This is a genomic window from Arthrobacter sp. ISL-65, from assembly GCF_018613795.1.
GTDB lineage: Bacteria > Actinomycetota > Actinomycetes > Actinomycetales > Micrococcaceae > Arthrobacter.
The window spans coordinates 99,672-116,533 of sequence record NZ_JAGGPN010000034.1; the positions used below are offsets into that span (position 1 = coordinate 99,672).

The window sequence follows — 16,862 nt, forward strand, 5'->3', positions numbered from 1 at the left end:
GCGCGCTCAGGTGGCCGCCGGGGTTAGGGCTTGGCCGGGACCAGGAGCACATCGACGAGCTCCGCCAGCCCGCCGGCCATGTCCACCTTCTTGTCGTACAGCCACTGCAGCTGAAGGCCGTCGAACGCGGCGATGACCAGCCGCGCGAGCGACTCCGGCGCGACGTCGGACCGGACCTCCCCGGTGTGCTGGCGGCGGCCGATGTCGAGCGCCAGCTCCTCCACCAGCTGGGAGTACCTGTCCTGGAAGTAGCCGTGCGAAGCGTGCCCGGGGTCATTGGCCGTTGCCGACGCCACGGCATACAGCGTGGTCAGCCCGGGCTCCTTCCTGTTCCGCTCCGCCACTGACGCCAGCATGGGCAGGCCAAACTCGGTCAATCCGCCAATGTCCCTGCTGCGGCGGTCCCGCTCGGCAAGCACCGCCGTCAGCAGCTCCTGCTTGCCGCTGAAGTAGTGGAAAAGCGTTGCTTCCTTGACGCCCACAAGCTCGGCCACGCGTTTTAGGGCCGTGCCCTCAAAGCCTTCGATGGCAAAGACATCTGTGGCGGTTTGGATGATCTGCTCGCGGCGTTCGGCGCCTTTGGCGTACTGCCCGCGGGGCTTGGAGGGAGACATTTCGCCAGTTTATTTCACGGCGTTGGCCCGCTGAACTACAAACAGTTTCGAGCAAACCCAGTCCCACCCGGTTCCTGAGCTCCGCTTTTCGTTGGGTGGCAATGTGGCACCCGCATGAAAGGAGTCAAATGACTCGGGGTCCACTGGTCCCCTTGGAGTTTTTGTACAGATGTCGCGGGTTAAAGCCCCGTTTGGGGCCATTATCTGTACAAAAACTCGCACCTAGGCCAGCCATGGAAGCCGGGCTGGGTCCGAATCCTTCGGGCCCAGCCCGGCTTCTTTGTAGTACCCCCGGATGTGGGCGGCAACCAGTTCGGCCGCCCGGCCGCCGTCGTCCATCCTTATGGCCGCCAGGATCTCGCGGTGCTCGGCCCGGAGCCGCGAGGCGGTGGCGTCCCAATCCGGCAGGTTCGCCGTCAGCTGCCCCGCGTACCCCTGGATCGCCTCGCGCAGTGACCCCATCATGGCGCTGACCACGGCGTTGCCGGCCGCGTCTGCCAGGGCGAGGTGAAAGCGCACGTCCAGGGCCAGGAAGTCGTCGATGCCGTGACCCTCGTCCATGTCGTCCAGCAGTGCCGCGGCAAGGTCGACTTCGGGAGCTTCGGGCCTGGCCCGGGCGGCCGCCCAGGACTCGAGCAGCACGCGGGTTTCCACCACGTCCTCCACCGGCAGGTGCTGCGTGGCGACGTGCAGGCGCAGCGCGGAGCCGAGCGCCGCCGTCGGGTCCGAGATCACCACCGTTCCCGCCTCCGGGCCGGAACCCACACCGGCCCGGACCACTCCCATGGCCTCCAGGACGCGGATCGCCTCGCGGACGGAGGTGCGGGACACGCCGAGCTGCTCGGCCAGAGTCCGTTCGGCCGGAAGGCGGCCGCCGACGGCGAGCTGGCCGCCGGAGAGCTGGTCCTCGATCCACCGCAGGACAAGTTGGTGCGTACGCATGAGCCCATGGTACTTGATGTGGTTGGACCACATGCCCTAGAGTGTGGTTAGACCACAGCGGGGAGGCTCCTGTTCAGCATCCCCCGGCACGCCCACGGAGGAAAGCCATGACCCACACCATCCAGCCGAGCAACCCCGAGACCACCCCGGCCCCGGACGCGACAGAAATCCCGGCCACGCGGCCCGCCACCGGCGTCGCCGCAGCAGCCGCCGCAGTCCCAGCCGCGCTGAAGCGCCGCATCCCGAAGTACGCCGACCTCGCCCCGCTCATGCAGTTCAAGAAGCCCGAGTTCAGCAAGGAAGCACGGCTCAGGCGCGCCAGCACCGTCTGGGAACTGCGCGACATCGCCAAGCGCCGCACCCCCCAGGCCCCGTTTGACTACACCGACGGCGCAGCGGAATCCGAGATCACCCTGCGGCGTGCCCGCGAGGCGTTCCTGGACATCGAGTTCCGCCCCGGCATCCTGCGGAATGTGTCCAGTATCGACCTCAGCACCGACATTCTGGGCAAGTCCTCCCGGCTTCCCGTGGGCATCGCGCCCACCGGCTTCACCCGAATGATGCAGTCCGAGGGCGAATACGCCGGCTCGCAGGCCGCCGAAGCCGCAGGCATCCCCTACACGCTCTCCACCATGGGCACCGCCTCAATCGAGGACGTGGCCGCGGTGGCGCCCAACGGCCGGAACTGGTTCCAGTTGTACCTCTGGACGGACCGGGACCGCTCCCTCGAACTGATTGAGCGGGCAGCGAAGGCCGGGAACGACACCCTGATGGTCACGGTGGACACCGCCGTCGCGGGGGCACGGCTGCGCGACGTCCGCAATGGCATGACGATCCCGCCCGCACTGACGCTGAAGACCGTCCTGGACGCGTCCTACCGCCCGGCCTGGTGGTTCAACTTCCTCACCCACGAGCCGCTCACCTTCGCCTCGCTCTCGCGGTACACGGGCACGGTCGCTGACCTCATCAACTCGATGTTCGATCCCACCCTCACCTTCGAGGACCTGGACTGGCTGCGCGAAACCTGGAAGGGCAAGCTCGTGGTCAAGGGCATCCAGACCGTGGACGACGCCCGCAAGGTGGTGGACCACGGCGCCGACGGCATCGTGCTGTCCAACCACGGCGGCCGCCAGCTGGACCGCGCACCCATTCCCTTCCACCTCCTTCCGGAGGTTTCCAAGGCGCTTAAGGCGGACAACAACAGCGCCGCGATCATGCTGGATACGGGCATCATGAGCGGCGCGGACATCATCGCCGCCCTGGCCCTCGGTGCTGACTTCACGCTCATCGGCCGCGCCTACCTGTACGGGCTCATGGCCGGCGGCCGGGCCGGCGTTGACCGCGTCCTGCAGATCCTCGAAAAGGACATGGCCCGCACCATGGCGCTCCTCGGCGTCAGCAGTATTTCAGAGCTGACCCCTGACCACGTGCGGATCCTCGGCAGGTAATGCGTGGGGCCCAACTGGGTCGCAGCACAGGGCGTTCTGAGCGTTCAGAACGCCCTCAGCTGCTACTGAGTTGGGCGTGGGCTACTTTTTGCGGCCGAACTTGGGCAGGTTGGCCAGCAGGTCGGCGGCCTTCGTCGCGGCGCGGCCCACGGTGCGGCCGATCTGCTGCGGCATGGTGTCGTCCTGGCCGGCGCTCCCGGGCACCTGTCCACCGGGAACCACGACGGCGGGACTCAGCTGGCCGCTCGCCGGACGCCCGGGTGCGTGGGTAGCGTCGTCCGCCGCGCTCCCGGCATGTGCCGCGGCTGCCGCGAAGGCGTCCGGGACTTCCCCGGCAGGGCTGGCCGCGGCGGGAGCGGGGCTTCCGGCCGATGTTCCGGGTGAGGCGGCGGCCGCACGCGCAGAACCGGCCTGCGCTTCCTCAGCCTGCTGGTTTGCGGCGTCCGGTGACGCTGCGGCGGCAGCCGCGCGTCCGACGTCGAAAGTCTCCAGCCAGCTGGCGACACCCGCCAGCGGCTTTGTATTCAGCGCGTAGTAGCGCTTCTGGCCCTGCGCGCGCATGCTCACCAGGTCGGCTTCACGCAGCACCTTGAGGTGTTTGGAGATGGTGGGCTGGCTGGCGGCGAGCTCCTCGACCAGCTCCCCCACTGCTTTGTCCCCCGCTTGGAGGGACACGAGAATGTCGCGCCGCGTGGCCTCCGCAATGACGGCAAATACGTCGTCTGTCACCATGAGACCCACCCTAGCGACATATACGCCGAATGGCATCTACTATTTCGCCCGTGGCTGGCCCCATGAAGAAACCGGAACTAGTCGAACCAGGGATCCAGGCCGTACAGCGGGAAGACTTCCTTGCGCGTGGCCATTACGGTGCGGTCGATGTCGTCGTTGGGATCGAAGCCCACCTCCCACGAGCGCCACCAGACGTCGGCGTCGTCGCCCATGCTCTCCGGCGTGTCAACGCCGTAGCGTTCCTGCACGTACGTCCGCCACGCCTCCGGCACGGGGGTCCGCAGCGACACCGGCCGGTTGGCAGCGATGCCGATCAGGTGGCTCCACGTCCGCGGCACAACGCCAGTGATGTGATACCCGCCGCCGCCCGTGGCGATCCAGCGGTTTCCGCAGTACCGGGCGGCGAGGTTCGCGACGGCGGTGGCGGCCTCGCGCTGTCCGTCCACACTCACGTTCAAATGGGTCAGGGGATCAAGCCGGTGCGAGTCGCAGCCGTGCTGGCTGACGATGACCTCGGGCGCGAAGGCGCCCACCAGCTGCGGGACCACGGCGTGAAAAGCCCGCAGCCAGCCGGCGTCCCCCGTTCCCGCAGGCAGTGCCACGTTCACCGCGCTGCCCAGGGCCCCGGGGCCGCCGATCTCGTTGGCGAAGCCGGTGCCGGGAAACAGTGACATGCCGGTTTCGTGCAGCGAGATGGTGAGGACGCGGGGGTCGTCCCAGAAGATGCTCTGCGTCCCGTCCCCGTGGTGGGCGTCGACGTCGATATATGCCACCCGCTGCGCACCGCCGTCGAGCAGTTTACGGACCGCCAGGGCGGCATCGTTGTAGACGCAGAAGCCGCTGGCGCGGTCCCGGGACGCGTGGTGGAGGCCGCCACCGAAGTTCACGGCCCGGACCGCCGAGCCGTCCAGGATCGAGCTCGCCGCGAGGAGGGAGCCGCCAGCCAGGCGCGCCGCAGCCTCGTGCATCCCGGCGAACGCGGGATCGTCCTCGGTGCCCAGCCCGTAGGACTCGTCCGCGGCGGCGGGGTTGTCGCTGGCCCGGCGCACCGCGGCCACGAAGTCGGGGCTGTGCACGGTGGTGAGCTCGCCGTCGTCGGCCACGTCCGGGGCAGCCAATGTGACGTGCCCAAGATCCAGCAGGCCCAGGCTGGCGGCCAGCCGGGCCGTCAGGTCCAGGCGCTCCGGCGCCATGGGGTGGCCGGGGCCGAAGTTGTACGCCGTCATGGCGGCGTCCCACACCACCGTCGTTGGCAATGCGGGGAGGCTGAGTCCGGACTGGAATGTCATTACTGACAGGCTACCGGAGCCCGGTCTGCCCATAGGCCCGGCCATGGCGCGGTGTTTAGTGGTTTACTACTGGAGGAAGCAGAGTCAATCGAGGAACAGCCGCACATGACCCAAAGCCAGTCGAGGTCCAAAAGCCCGGCCAGCTGGCAACCCGCACCGCCGGAGCGTGAGGGCCTGTGGATATTCACGGGCATCCGTGACTTCATCGATGACATTGCCAACACATCGCCGGCCCGTCTTGCCCTGAGCGCCTTCGTGGTGGTCATCGTCCTCTTCACCGGCCTCCTGTCGCTGCCGGCCTCCTCGGCAACCGGTGACTTCACGCCGCTCCACCAGTCCCTCTTCACCGCCGTTTCGGCCGTCTGCGTCACGGGCCTGACCGTGGTGTCCACCGCCGTGCACTGGTCCTTCTTCGGCCAGCTGATCATCCTGGTCGGCATTTTCGTCGGCGGCCTCGGTACGCTGACGCTGGCCTCGCTGCTTGCCCTCATGGTGAGCAAGAAGCTGGGGGTCAGGGGCAAGCTCATCGCCCAGGAGGCCATGAACAACGCGGGCCGGCTGGGTGAGGTGGGTACGCTGCTGCGGATCGTCATCACCACCTCGGTGGTCATCGAGGCCGTCCTCGCGATCGCCCTGATCCCGCGCTTCATGGTCCTCGGCGAGCCATTCCTGCAGTCCGTCTGGCACGGCGTCTTCTACTCGATCTCGTCCTTCAACAACGCCGGATTCACGCCGCATTCGGATGGCATTGTCCCCTACGAAACAGACCTCTGGATCCTCATCCCGCTTATGCTCGGCGTGTTCCTGGGCAGCCTGGGCTTCCCCGTAGTCATGGTGCTGCAGCAAAACGGGCTGAACTGGAAAAAGTGGAACCTGCACACGAAGCTCACCATCCAGGTCTCGTTCATCCTGCTCGCGGCCGGAACCGTCCTGTGGGCGCTCATGGAGTGGGACAACATCCGGACCATAGGCGGCATGGACCTCGGTGACAAGATCACGCACTCGCTCTTCGCCTCCGTCATGACGCGCTCCGGCGGCTTCAACCTGGTGGACCAGAACCAGATGGAATCCACCACCATGCTGCTCACAGACGCCCTCATGTTCGCCGGCGGCGGCTCCGCCTCAACCGCCGGCGGCATCAAGGTCACCACCATCGCCGTCATGTTCCTGGCCATCATCGCCGAAGCCCGCGGCGACGCCGACGTCAAGGTCTACGGCCGCACCATCCCGGAGGGCACCATGCGCGTGGCCATCTCGGTGATCGTCGCCGGTGCCACGCTGGTGTCCGCGTCCGCCTTCCTGCTGCTGCACATCAGCGGCGCTTCCCTGGACCGGGTGCTTTTCGAAACCATTTCAGCCTTCGCCACCGTAGGCCTCAGCACAAACCTCAGCGCCGAAGTCCCGCCGGAGGGCGTCTACGTGCTGTCGGCCCTGATGTTCGCCGGCCGCGTCGGCACCGTCACGCTTGCCGCTGCCCTGGCCCTGCGCCAGCGCAGCCAGCTGTACCACTACCCCGAAGAGAGGCCCATCATTGGCTAATCCGTCAGGCGCCCCCAACCGCCCCGCCCACAACGCGCCGGTCCTGGTGATCGGGCTAGGCCGCTTCGGTGCCTCCACTGCCGAACAGCTGGTGAAGCAGGGCCGCGAGGTGCTGGCCATCGAACGCGACAGGTCCCTGGTCCAGAAATGGTCGCCCGTACTGACCCACGTGGTGGAGGCGGACGCCACCAACATCGACGCGCTGCGCCAGTTGGGCGCGCAGGAGTTCAGCTCGGCCGTGGTGGGCGTGGGCACGTCCATAGAGTCCTCGGTGCTCATCACCGTGAACCTGGTGGACCTCGGCATCGAGCACTTGTGGGTCAAGGCGATCACGCCGTCACACGGCAAAATCCTCACCCGCATCGGCGCCAACCACGTCATCTACCCCGAGGCCGACGCCGGCGTCCGCGCCGCGCACCTGGTCTCCGGGCGCATGCTGGACTTCATCGAGTTCGACGACGACTTTGCGATCGTGAAGATGTATCCGCCGCGTGAAACTGTCGGTTTCACGCTGGACGAGTCCAAGGTCCGGTCCAGGTACGGCGTGACGATCGTGGGCGTGAAGTCCCCGGGCGAAGACTTCACCTACGCCCGCCCCGAGACCAAGGTGTCGGCCCGGGACATGCTGATCGTGTCCGGCCACGTGGACCTGCTGGAGAGGTTCGCCGCCCGGCCGTAACGCGCGGTCCTTAACGTGCCCGCCCACGGCGCGGCCCGCCGTCGGGAGAGTTTTTGTACAGATACCGGGCTCTAAGGGGCTTTAACCCGCGGTATCTGTCCGCAGGGTTCCATGGCCGAGCTTGCGAGGTAAGGGTGCGGGTGGTGGGCCCACGCCCGCAGGGTTCCCTGGCCGAGCTTGCGAGGTAAGGGTGCGGGTGGGGACTAGCCGAGCTGTTTGGTGATCTCGGCGGCGCGGTCGGCCGCGGCGCGTGCGCCCGCGGCGATGATCGCCGGCATCCCGCGTTCATCGAACGTGGCGATGGCGCGCTCCGTGGTGCCGTTGGGGCTGGTTACGGCTTTGCGCAGGGCGGAGGGTTCGGCGCCGGGTTCCGCGAGCATGAGGCCGGCTCCGGCCACGGTTTCGCGCGCCAGCAGGAGCGCCAGCTCCTCGTCGAGGCCGAGTTCGACGCCGGCGGCGGCCATGGCCTCAGCCAGGTAGAACGCGTAGGCCGGACCGGAGCCGCTGATGGCGCCCAGTGCGTCCACCTGCTCCTCGGGAATTTCGACGACGGTCCCCACCGCGCCGAGAATGTCTTTTGCCCGCTGGAGCTGCTCGGGCGAGCAGTTGGTGCCGGCGGAGACCGAGACCACTCCGCGGCCCAGCTTCGCCGGGGTGTTGGGCATCGTCCTGATCACGGGCTGGCCCGGCGGCAGGGCGGCTTCGAGCTGGGCGATGGAGACGGCGGCCGCAACGCTGATGACGATCGCATCGGGAGAAAGCGAGCCGCTGACTTCCCGGGCCAGCTCGGCGATGCCCACAGGCTTCACGCCGAGAATCACGACGCCGGCACCCTTCGCCGCCTGCTTGTTGTTGTCGGGCTCTTCGCTGCCGGCGATGGCCGTAATGCCCGCGTGCCGTTCGGCCAGCTCCGCTGCCCGCTCCGCACGGCGGACGGTGGCCACGATCTCCATGGGATCCGTGCCGCTCTCCAGCAGGCCACCCAGAATGGCCTCGTTCATTGATCCACAGCCAAGGAATGCGATTCGGTTGCTCATTGCTCCATCATTGCAGTTCATCGCGCCTGATGCAGACCCCGACCATTCACAGGAAGCTCACATGTCGGTCGAAGCATTCGCACACCTTCGGCCACTAACTTAGGTAATACCTCATTGAGGGTGCGAGTGATGAAGCAAGCATGGGGATGCTTGTCAGGCACCGACGGTCTGCAGTGGTTTTGCCCATTTTTCTGCAGCAGGCCGTCGGTGTCTTTGCCTTTAACCCCGCTAAGCCCCGTCCGGCGGCGCTGATTCCCAGCCTGCATTCAGGTAAATCCCCCAGAACACCCATACTCGCCCGTTAGAGTCGTAAACGCCTCACAGGTGCGAGTGATGGAGCCAGTCCTTCGGGACTGGCGCGGCGCCGGTCGGTTGCAGAAGTGTTCCCCCCAGCTTCTTCTGCGTAACCGGCCGGCGCTTACTCGTTTGAGGCCCGCCAGCGAAGGACCGCGGCACGCGGGCCCTAGATGGCCGGCAGTGCGGACACCTGCGGGATACCCACGTGCGGTGCAGGTTCAAGCGGGCCGTCGACGACCAGCTGGTCGAGCCGGCGGAGGATGAGGCCCTCGCGCAGCGCCCATGGGCAGATCTTGATCTTTTTGTACTCAAACAGTTCCAGGGCCGCCTCAGCCACCAGCGCACCGGCAAGGAGCTGGTTGGCGCGGGCCTCGGAGACGCCCGGCAGGTGCAGCCGGTCTTCGGACTTCATGGCGGAGATCCGCTGTGCCCAGATGCCGAGGTCAGTGCGGTTCAGGTCGCGCTTCACGTACGGGCCGGCGGCGCTGGGGGCTGCCCCGGCGATCCGTGCCAGGGAGCGGAAGGTCTTCGAAGTGCCAGCCAGGACGTTCGCCCTGCCCACCTCGTTGAAGTTGCGGACCACCGGCCTGAGGGTGGCCCTGATATAGCGGCGCAGCTCCTTGACGCTCTTCGCGGAGGGCGGATCCTCGTGCAGCCAGTCCCGGGTCAGCCGGCTCGCGCCAAGGGGCACGGAGGTTGCCAGTTCCGGCAGCTCGTCCTGCCCCAGCGCCATTTCGAAGGAACCGCCGCCGATATCGAAGTTCAGGACCGTGCCCGCGCCCCAGCCGTACCAGCGGCGGACGGCGAAAAACGTCATGGACGCTTCCTCGCTGCCCGTGAGTTCCTGCAGCGTCACAGTGGTCTCGTGCTTCACCCGCGCCAGCACCGCGGGTCCGTTGGTGGCCTCGCGGATGGCTGACGTGCAGAAGGCCAGCAGGTCGTCGGCCTTGTGCCGCGCCGCGAACTCCCAGGCCTCGAGGACGAACTCCGTGAGCTCGTGCTGGCCCGCGTCGGTGATGTTCCCTTCCTCATCGAGGTACTGCACCAACGAGAGGGGGCGCTTGTGCGAGGCGAAAGGCACAGGCTGCGCGCCGGGGTGGGCATCCACCAGCAGGAGGTGGACAGTGTTGGAACCGATGTCGAGGACGCCTAGCCGCATCCTGCCATTATTCCTCCCGCCGGCGCAGCGGACGCAACCTGTCGCTTACATTGCGGGCTTTAGTGTGCGGACAGCCGCGCGAGCTACTCGCCTTCGAGGCCCGCAGGGTCGGGGTCCACGTCATCGGCGCGCTTGAAGTCGCGCTTGATGTTGGCGATGCCCTCGGGGTTGATCTCGAAGCCGTAGGCCGCACCCGGATTGATGACCATCCCCAGCTCATCGCCGATGTTGGCGATGATTGCCGCGCCCTGCGTGCCCAGCACGTTCGGGGCAGCCTCCAGGTACTGCGTGTCCACCCTGCTGGGGTGCGAGAACACCGCAAGGACCGGTTGGCCGTCCGCGTTGCCCAGCACCAGCGGCTCAACCTGGGAGTCCTCGCCCTCAAGCGCGTCGGAACTGATGATGTAGACCTCGTTGTTGAGGAAAGAGAGGATGACGTCCACCGGATCGGCGTCCGGCTGGCCGCCCTGGGCCAGCTTCTCCTCAAGGTCGTTCAGCGGCGTGGTGTCTGCGGGTTCCGGCTGTTCAGTCATGCATCTACTCGACCACGTTGCAGGGCACGAAGCAATTCCCGCAGCCGTCACCCCTACTTCTTCGCTGCCGCCTTTTTCGCCGGGGCCTTGCGCGTGGTGGTGCGCTTCACCGGGCCCTTGGCCCGCTTTTCGGCGAGGAGTTCGACGGCGCGTTCCCGGGTCAGTTCCTCCAGCGACGTGTCGCGGGGCACGGTGATGTTGGTGATGCCGTCAGTGATGTAGGGACCGAAGCGGCCCTCCTTCACCACGATGTTCTTCTCCGACACCGGGTCCGGGCCGAACTCGGCGAGCGGCGGCACGGCCGCGCGGGCTCCGCGCTGCTTGGGCTGGGAGTAGATCTCCAGGGCCTGTTCCAGCGTGATGGTGAAGATTTCCTCTTCGGAGCCGATGGATCGGGAGTCCGTGCCCTTCTTCAGGTACGGGCCGAAGCGGCCGTTCTGCACCGTGATCGGGTTGCCCTCGGTGTCCGCGCCGAGCACCCGGGGAAGGCTCATGAGCTGCATGGCCTCGTCCAGGGTGACAGAGTCGACAGTCATGGACTTGAACAGCGAACCCGTGCGCGGCTTGGCCTTGACGGGCTTCTTCGGCGGCTTGGGCTTGCCGTTCTTGTAGTACTCCACGGGCTGGTTGGCCAGCTGTTCCTCGGTCATCTCCGGGATGATCTCGGTGACGTAGGCGCCGTACCGGCCGTTCTTGGCAACAACAGTGTGGCCGGTGTGGGGATCGGCACCCAGGACCCGTTCCTCAGGAGCGGCCGTTTCCATGAGCTCGACTGCCTTGGCGGCAGTGAGCTCATCCGGGGCGAGGTCTTCCGGCACGTTGGCCCGGGCGGACTCCACCACTTCGCCGGTCTTGGGATCCACCGTGGGCACGGAGCTCTCCAGGTAGGGGCCGAACTTGCCGACGCGCAGGGTGATGCCGTCCGCGATGGGCACGGAGTTGATCTCGCGGGCGTCGATCTCGCCCAGGTTGTTCACGATGCTCAGCAGGCCGGGATCGGCATCTTCGCCGTAGTAGAAGTGCTTGAGCCAGGCGGCGCCCACAGCCTGGCCGTTGGCGATCTTGTCCAGGTCGCCTTCCATGTCGGCCGTGAACTCGTAGTCCACATAATCCGTGAAGTGCTGTTCGAGGAGCCGCACCACGGAGAAGGCGATCCAGCTCGGCACCAGGGCAGAGCCTTGCTTCCGCACGTAGCCGCGGTCCTGGATGGTGGAGATGGTGGAGGCGTAAGTGGACGGGCGTCCGATGCCCTTTTTTTCCAGCTCGGCGGTCAGGGAAGCTTCCGTGTAGCGCGGCGGCGGCGAGGTCTCGTGGCCGACGGCGATGATCTCCGAGGCGGTGAGACCGTCACCCTTGGCGACGTTCGGCAGGCGGCGGGCCTCGTCGGACTCGTCGTCGCCGCGGCTTTCGTCCTTGCCCTCTTCATAGGCGGCCAGGAAGCCGGGGAACGTGATGACCGTACCGGAGGCGGAGAACTCGGCGTCGCGGCCGTCGGCGGCCAATGCGCCCAGCCGGATGGTGGCGGTGGAACCCTTGGCGTCGCCCATCTGGGAGGCGACGGTTCGCTTCCAGATCAGCTCGTACAGGCGGAATTCGTCCCCGCTGAGCTGCTTGGCCACCTGCGCCGGCGTACGGAAGGAGTCGCCGGCAGGACGGATGGCCTCGTGGGCCTCCTGCGCGTTGGCGGCCTTACTGGTGTAAACGCGCGGCGACTGCGGAACGTATTCGGGACCGTACAGCTCGGCAGCCTGCCGGCGCGCGGCCGTGACGGCCTCGTCGCTCAGCGCCGAGGAGTCCGTACGCATATACGTGATGTAGCCGTTCTCATACAGCCGCTGCGCGACCTGCATGGTGCTCTTGGACGAGAACCGCAGCTTGCGGCCGGCCTCCTGCTGGAGCGTGGAGGTGGTGAAGGGCGCGGCGGGGCGGCGCGTGTACGGCTTGGTGTCCACCGAGCGGACGCGGAAATCGGCGTCCTGCAGCGCGGCGGCCAGTGAGGTGGCGAGTTCCTCGTTGAGGTGCGCAACATTGCGCGAGGTGAGTTCGCCGTCGTCGTTAAAGTCCCGGCCGGTGGCCACCTTGGCGCCGTCAACGGCGGCGAGCTTCGCCTTAAAGGAACCGGCGTCGGAACCGAACTGCCCGGTCAGATCCCAGTAGGACGCGGCCTTGAATGCCATGCGCTCCCGTTCGCGGTCCACCACCATTCGGGTGACCACGGACTGCACGCGGCCGGCGGACAGTCCGCGCGCCACCTTGCGCCACAGCACCGGGGAGATCTCGTAGCCATAGAGGCGGTCCAGGATGCGGCGGGTCTCCTGCGCGTCAACCAAGGCGGCATCGACGTCGCGCAGGTTGTCCATAGCGCGGTGGATGGCTTCCTTGGTGATTTCACCGAAGGTCATCCGGTACACGGGGACCTTGGGCTTCAGGACCTCCAGGAGGTGCCACGCGATGGCTTCGCCCTCGCGGTCCCCATCGGTTGCGAGATAGAGCGCGTCGGCGTCTTTGAGCTGGGCCTTGAGCTCGGCCACCTTTTTCTTCTTGTCCGGGGAGACGACGTAATAGGGCTTGAAGTCGTTTTCGACGTCGACGGCGAACTTGCCCAGGGAGGTTTTCTTCAGGTCCGCGGGGAGCTCGGACGGCTGCGGCAGGTCGCGGATGTGACCGATGGAGGCCTCAACGATGAAGCCCTCGCCCAGGTACTTGGCGATGGTCTTGCTCTTGGCCGGAGACTCCACGATCACGAGTTTCTTGCCGGTTTTGGCCTTGCTTGGCACAGTGCTCCTACAGAAAAAGGTTGCTCGGGCAGATCAGCCCATACTGGCCTAGTTCACCATATTTTGCAGAATTCTGCGCTGTCATGTGGAAAACGGTGGCCCCCGTCACTGCCGTGGCTGCCGGCCGCCCGGGCGTGTCCCCGCGGGCCGGCACGCGCCCGTCCGCCGCGCCCGTCAGGTGCCGCCGTTGCCGCCGGAGGCCCCCGGGAGGGTGCGGTCGTCGGGAATCATTGACCACATGGTGGCGATCCGCTCGGCGCCTGGTGGAATGCGGTTGGGATCCTCCAGCTCGTAGTCCCGTAGCAGCTCAAAGACCCTTTCCGTCAGTTCATTGCGCTGCTCGGCCGTCAGATAGAGAAGGTTGTTGGCGAGCAGCACCGCCGACGCCGGCTCGGCGGACTCACCGCGTTGGCGCTGTTCGTCGCGGGCCCGGGCGTAGGCGCTGGCGCGGCGCCGGAATGCGTCCAGTTCGAGGTCGATCACGGCGAAGTCCGGACCGGCCACCGCCCCGCCGGAGTTGATCGCAAAATCCGTGCCCGCCGCCTTCCACCGGCGTTCGCGGGCGTCGGCCGACGCCTCGGCCGGGACCACGATGCCCCACTTCTGCAGTGCCCGCAGATGGTAGCTCATCGCGCTGGGGGTGAGCCCGGTCTGCTGGGCAAGTTCCGTGGCCGTGCGGCTGGACTGCGTGGAGTACAGCTCGGAGATGACCTCCAGGCGGGCGGCATGGGCCAGGGCCCGGATCGCCTTGGGGTCGGTGATTTCCACCTTCTTTTCCGGCCGGGTCCTGCGGCGCGGGGCGGCTTCCGGCGCCGGTCCCGGGGGCGTCGCCGGTGCCGGCGTGTCAGTACTCACTTCATCAGTTTACGCAGCACCAAGGAGCTCTGAAAGAAATGCTTGATATCCACGGTCCTGGGCCAGCCGGCTTGCCCGGAAATACTAAGCATGCTTTGCTTACATGCGTAAACAGACCTCCCGCAAGCAGTTCGCGGCGGGGCCGCCAGCGTTGGCAGCCCCGTGAGAAGCCCAAAGGATGACCATGATTACCCTCGACGAAGACGCTTTGATGCCTGCAACCCGGCCCGGGGGAGAAATGGCAGGCTCAAGCCTGGACGCGGGCACGGCCACCGACAGCTCCCTGCTGGCGGCAACGGGCACCCCGCGGCACTGCCGGCGGTCAATGAAGCGCCTGGATCAGGAATTCTCCCTGGAAATGGCCATTCGGGTGGACGGCCAGCGCCTGATCCGCTCCATGAAGGCCGTGGGCGCCGCCGACGCCGTGACCTACCGGTGCACGTGCGGCTTCACCATCGACGTTCCTGCTCCCGGGATGGGCCGCGCCCTGATTAACTGAAAGTGCCTGCGCGCTCCCAGCGCGAACGTACAGTTGCGGCCCCGGATCCACTGAGATTCGGGGCCGCAACTGTCCTTCGCGCTACGGGGCCGGCGTCATTCCGGCTCAACAGGCAGCAGGAATCCGTCCCGGACCAGATTGGCCACTTCGGTGAGCAGGCCAGCCCGGAAGGTGCCGCCGTCGAACCCCTCCGTTCCACCCAGCAGCGCCTCAAGGGCGCCGATAATCTGTCCGGCGGTCAGGTCGCCGTCGCACGCGGAGACAAAGCCCGCCAGTTCGGTGCTCAGCAGGTTGGTGCGGCGGAGGCCGGCTCCCTGGCGCAGCAGGATGACACCGGGGTGTTCGGCACCGGGGCGCTGGTGCCGCTCCTCGGTGACGTCCTCGGCCACAAGAAGGTGGGCCGCGGTCACGTCGTGGGCGGCGAGCCAGTCAGCCCGTTCCACCGCTGCCGCCAGGTGCGGGCCGACAGGCTGTTCAATCGGGTAGGTGATCTCTTCGAACCGGCGGATCCGCCGTTCACCGGCCGGCCGGCGCAAAAAGACCATGCCGAAGCCGATGCCGCCGACATTCCGCGACGCGAAGTCGTCCAGGTACGCGGCGTAGGCCTCCTGGTAATGCCGGCGGTCCCGGGTTTCGGAGGCATCCTGCAGCCAGGTCTCGGCGTACAGCTCCGGCCCCACCTGTTCGCGCTGGATGAACCACGCGTCAGTGTCCGGACCGGCCCAGCTTTGCGGCCGCTCATCCCACGCCGAACCCTCCGGGATTTCCCAGTTGCCCAAAAGCTGGGCTGTTCCGCCCGGGGCCAGCACGTCAGGCAGGGAGCGGATGAGCGATGCGACGATATCATCTCCCGGCAGGCCGCCGTCGCGGTAGGTGAACTGGTCGGCCGCGGCCTCCCCCGCACTGCGCGGTGTGATGACAAAGGGCGGATTGGATACGACGAGGTCAAAAGCCTCGCCGGCAACAGGCTCGAGGAGCGATCCGACCCGCAGGCTCACCCGCTCTTCCGGCCGTGCCGGATCAATGGCCAGGGCTTCGGCATTGAGCAGGAGGTTGAAGCGAGTGAATGCGAGTGCGCGCTCCGAGATGTCAGTGGCGGTGACGTGGCCGCTGTGCTGCAGGAGATGGAAGGTCTGGATGCCGCAGCCGGTGCCCAGGTCCAGTGCTCTTTCGGCATGGCGGCGGATGGTGGTCTGGACAAGGGTGGTGGATGCCTGCCCGATGCCCAGGACGTGGTCGTGCCTGAGGACGCCGGGCCGCTGGTGCGCGGCGAGGTCGCTGGCCACCCAGATTTCGACGCCGGCGTTCCCGCCCGACTCCCAGCCGTAGGGGCGCAGGTCCAATTCGGCGGCGGCCTCGGTCCCGGTGATTTTCGCCAGGCCAAGAGCCACCAGGCCTTCGGCGCGGGTCCGCGGCAGCACGGCGTCGAGCACCCCCGCTTCCTGCGGAACGGCCAGAAGCCAGAAACGCACGACGGCGGCCAGCGCCGCGGTGCGCGGCTCGCCGGCGGCTGCTGCTTCAGTCGCGATCAGTGCCGGGATGAGCTGGTCCCTGTTCAGGGCCGCATACGCCGAGTCCCCCAGCAGGTCCGCCACGCCCTCGAGGGTGTAGCCCACCGCGCGGAGGTCTGAGGCCAGGGCCTGCAGAAGGTCGGGCAGGTCGCTGCGCGGTGCGTCGGGAATGTTGCCGGCGGTGAAGTGCGTTGGTTCGGTCACCGGCCAAGTCTATTTCCCGGCTATGCCTGCGTGCCGGTCATGCCCTTCCGGCCACTCCCGCCCTCAGTCCGAGGATCGGGCATGGCGTGTGGTGCCTCCTTATTGTCGGCGTCTGATTATTGTCGGCACCTGAAGCTACAGTTGGGCCATGTTCGGAACCCAGGCGGTGGCGGCCGATCCCGATTGGCTGCGGTACGCGGCGGCATTCGCCCCGCTGCTGGCCGCCGTCATTGCCGGCTGGATCGCCTGGCGCGCGCTCGCCCAGCGGCGCGAGGCGGACCGTCGTGACCAATGGTGGAAGCGGACCCAGTGGGCCATCGACCTTGCCATGGACCGCGACTTCAGCAGGGCCATCGTGGGCCTGGTCGCGCTGAAGCACCTTGCGGCCAGTGATCTGTGCACCGACGAGGACTACGAGATGCTGGACAAAATCGGCGGCGCCAAGATCGATGCCCTGACCCTGTCCGGGGAGAGCGCCAGGCGCGAGGCCGCGAAACCCCCACCCACGGAACCGCAGCGGCCGGCACCGCAACCCCCACATCACGAGACGGCAGTGCCGCCCGGTGCGGGACGGACCACGGTCATTCCCGTGCCCCTGGAGTCACGGGGCGAGCGCGTGCTGGCGACCTCCGCCGGCATGGCCAAAGTGCTGGCTGAGGCAGACAGACTTGTCTCTTTTGTGGCCTCACGGCGGAGCGGGAGGAGGGGAACGGAAACCGGCATTACCTCGAACGGGTAAGTTTGAAG

15 protein-coding genes are annotated in these 16,862 nt (G+C 67.2%); 5 read left to right on the forward strand and 10 right to left on the reverse strand.

The annotated features are described in order from the left end of the window. Window positions 1–23 precede the first annotated feature (23 nt). Both J7I85_RS14535 and J7I85_RS14540 read right to left on the reverse strand, forming a co-directional pair. Window positions 24–614 (reverse strand): TetR/AcrR family transcriptional regulator, encoded by a 591-nt coding sequence (locus tag J7I85_RS14535; protein WP_214852804.1) that lies wholly within the window; start codon window positions 612–614, stop codon window positions 24–26. A gap of 222 nt (window positions 615–836) precedes the next feature. Continuing rightward, window positions 837–1,556 (reverse strand): FadR/GntR family transcriptional regulator, encoded by a 720-nt coding sequence (locus tag J7I85_RS14540; protein WP_214852807.1) that lies wholly within the window; start codon window positions 1,554–1,556, stop codon window positions 837–839. 107 nt (window positions 1,557–1,663) lie between these two features. On the opposite strand from J7I85_RS14540, the gene J7I85_RS14545 reads away from it, so the two are divergent. Further along, the gene (locus tag J7I85_RS14545; RefSeq protein WP_285289588.1) at window positions 1,664–3,004 is read left to right on the forward strand and encodes an alpha-hydroxy acid oxidase; all 1,341 of its coding nucleotides are present in this window, start codon (window positions 1,664–1,666) and stop codon (window positions 3,002–3,004) included. A gap of 81 nt (window positions 3,005–3,085) precedes the next feature. Here J7I85_RS14545 and J7I85_RS14550 read toward each other — a convergent pair whose 3' ends face one another. Next, window positions 3,086–3,736, reverse strand: coding sequence for a helix-turn-helix transcriptional regulator (locus tag J7I85_RS14550; protein ID WP_214852810.1), 651 nt, complete (start codon window positions 3,734–3,736; stop codon window positions 3,086–3,088). A 77-nt stretch (window positions 3,737–3,813) separates the two neighbouring features. Continuing rightward, window positions 3,814–5,025 (reverse strand): acetoin utilization protein AcuC, encoded by a 1,212-nt coding sequence (locus tag J7I85_RS14555; RefSeq protein ID WP_214852812.1) that lies wholly within the window; start codon window positions 5,023–5,025, stop codon window positions 3,814–3,816. 105 nt (window positions 5,026–5,130) lie between these two features. Between J7I85_RS14555 and J7I85_RS14560 the strand changes: the two genes are divergently transcribed. Beyond that, window positions 5,131–6,564 (forward strand): TrkH family potassium uptake protein, encoded by a 1,434-nt coding sequence (locus tag J7I85_RS14560; protein ID WP_214852814.1) that lies wholly within the window; start codon window positions 5,131–5,133, stop codon window positions 6,562–6,564. Continuing rightward, the gene (locus tag J7I85_RS14565) at window positions 6,557–7,243 is read left to right on the forward strand and encodes a TrkA family potassium uptake protein (RefSeq protein WP_214852816.1); all 687 of its coding nucleotides are present in this window, start codon (window positions 6,557–6,559) and stop codon (window positions 7,241–7,243) included. The genes J7I85_RS14560 and J7I85_RS14565 overlap by 8 nt, the downstream gene beginning before the upstream one ends. 203 nt (window positions 7,244–7,446) lie before the next feature. Here J7I85_RS14565 and proC read toward each other — a convergent pair whose 3' ends face one another. The 5 genes from proC to J7I85_RS14590 all read right to left on the reverse strand — a co-directional run bounded on the left by proC (window position 7,447) and on the right by J7I85_RS14590 (window position 13,901). Continuing rightward, window positions 7,447–8,280, reverse strand: a complete 834-nt coding sequence (gene proC, locus J7I85_RS14570) for a pyrroline-5-carboxylate reductase (protein ID WP_214852818.1) — start codon at window positions 8,278–8,280, stop codon at window positions 7,447–7,449. Between the two features lie 463 nt (window positions 8,281–8,743). Continuing rightward, window positions 8,744–9,736 (reverse strand): Ppx/GppA phosphatase family protein, encoded by a 993-nt coding sequence (locus J7I85_RS14575; RefSeq protein WP_214852820.1) that lies wholly within the window; start codon window positions 9,734–9,736, stop codon window positions 8,744–8,746. Window positions 9,737–9,819: 83 nt separating this feature from the next. Then, window positions 9,820–10,269: an SseB family protein gene (locus J7I85_RS14580; RefSeq protein WP_214852822.1), complete on the reverse strand. Its 450-nt coding sequence runs from the start codon at window positions 10,267–10,269 to the stop codon at window positions 9,820–9,822. A gap of 53 nt (window positions 10,270–10,322) precedes the next feature. Continuing rightward, window positions 10,323–13,046, reverse strand: coding sequence for a type I DNA topoisomerase (gene topA, locus J7I85_RS14585; RefSeq protein ID WP_214852825.1), 2,724 nt, complete (start codon window positions 13,044–13,046; stop codon window positions 10,323–10,325). Window positions 13,047–13,220: 174 nt separating this feature from the next. Then, window positions 13,221–13,901, reverse strand: coding sequence for a helix-turn-helix transcriptional regulator (locus J7I85_RS14590; protein ID WP_214852828.1), 681 nt, complete (start codon window positions 13,899–13,901; stop codon window positions 13,221–13,223). A gap of 184 nt (window positions 13,902–14,085) precedes the next feature. Between J7I85_RS14590 and J7I85_RS14595 the strand changes: the two genes are divergently transcribed. After that, window positions 14,086–14,400, forward strand: a complete 315-nt coding sequence (locus J7I85_RS14595) for a hypothetical protein (protein WP_214852830.1) — start codon at window positions 14,086–14,088, stop codon at window positions 14,398–14,400. A 95-nt stretch (window positions 14,401–14,495) separates the two neighbouring features. Here J7I85_RS14595 and J7I85_RS14600 read toward each other — a convergent pair whose 3' ends face one another. Then, window positions 14,496–16,115, reverse strand: coding sequence for a methyltransferase (locus J7I85_RS14600; protein ID WP_214852833.1), 1,620 nt, complete (start codon window positions 16,113–16,115; stop codon window positions 14,496–14,498). A gap of 148 nt (window positions 16,116–16,263) precedes the next feature. Here J7I85_RS14600 and J7I85_RS14605 point away from each other — a divergent pair, with 148 nt between their 5' ends. After that, complete coding sequence (locus J7I85_RS14605) at window positions 16,264–16,854, forward strand: hypothetical protein (protein ID WP_214852836.1); 591 nt, start codon at window positions 16,264–16,266, stop codon at window positions 16,852–16,854. Window positions 16,855–16,862 lie beyond the last annotated feature (8 nt).

What these genes read in the sequence shown, in the direction of transcription:
- J7I85_RS14535 (WP_214852804.1), bottom strand. Translation starts at nt 614, where the DNA reads ATGTCTCCCTCCAAGCCCCGCGGGCAGTACGCCAAAGGCGCCGAACGC.
- J7I85_RS14540 (WP_214852807.1), bottom strand. Translation starts at nt 1,556, where the DNA reads ATGCGTACGCACCAACTTGTCCTGCGGTGGATCGAGGACCAGCTCTCC.
- J7I85_RS14545 (WP_285289588.1), top strand. Translation starts at nt 1,664, where the DNA reads ATGACCCACACCATCCAGCCGAGCAACCCCGAGACCACCCCGGCCCCG.
- J7I85_RS14550 (WP_214852810.1), bottom strand. Translation starts at nt 3,736, where the DNA reads ATGGTGACAGACGACGTATTTGCCGTCATTGCGGAGGCCACGCGGCGC.
- J7I85_RS14555 (WP_214852812.1), bottom strand. Translation starts at nt 5,025, where the DNA reads ATGACATTCCAGTCCGGACTCAGCCTCCCCGCATTGCCAACGACGGTG.
- J7I85_RS14560 (WP_214852814.1), top strand. Translation starts at nt 5,131, where the DNA reads ATGACCCAAAGCCAGTCGAGGTCCAAAAGCCCGGCCAGCTGGCAACCC.
- proC (WP_214852818.1), bottom strand. Translation starts at nt 8,280, where the DNA reads ATGAGCAACCGAATCGCATTCCTTGGCTGTGGATCAATGAACGAGGCC.
- J7I85_RS14575 (WP_214852820.1), bottom strand. Translation starts at nt 9,736, where the DNA reads ATGCGGCTAGGCGTCCTCGACATCGGTTCCAACACTGTCCACCTCCTG.
- J7I85_RS14580 (WP_214852822.1), bottom strand. Translation starts at nt 10,269, where the DNA reads ATGACTGAACAGCCGGAACCCGCAGACACCACGCCGCTGAACGACCTT.
- J7I85_RS14595 (WP_214852830.1), top strand. Translation starts at nt 14,086, where the DNA reads ATGATTACCCTCGACGAAGACGCTTTGATGCCTGCAACCCGGCCCGGG.
- J7I85_RS14605 (WP_214852836.1), top strand. Translation starts at nt 16,264, where the DNA reads ATGTTCGGAACCCAGGCGGTGGCGGCCGATCCCGATTGGCTGCGGTAC.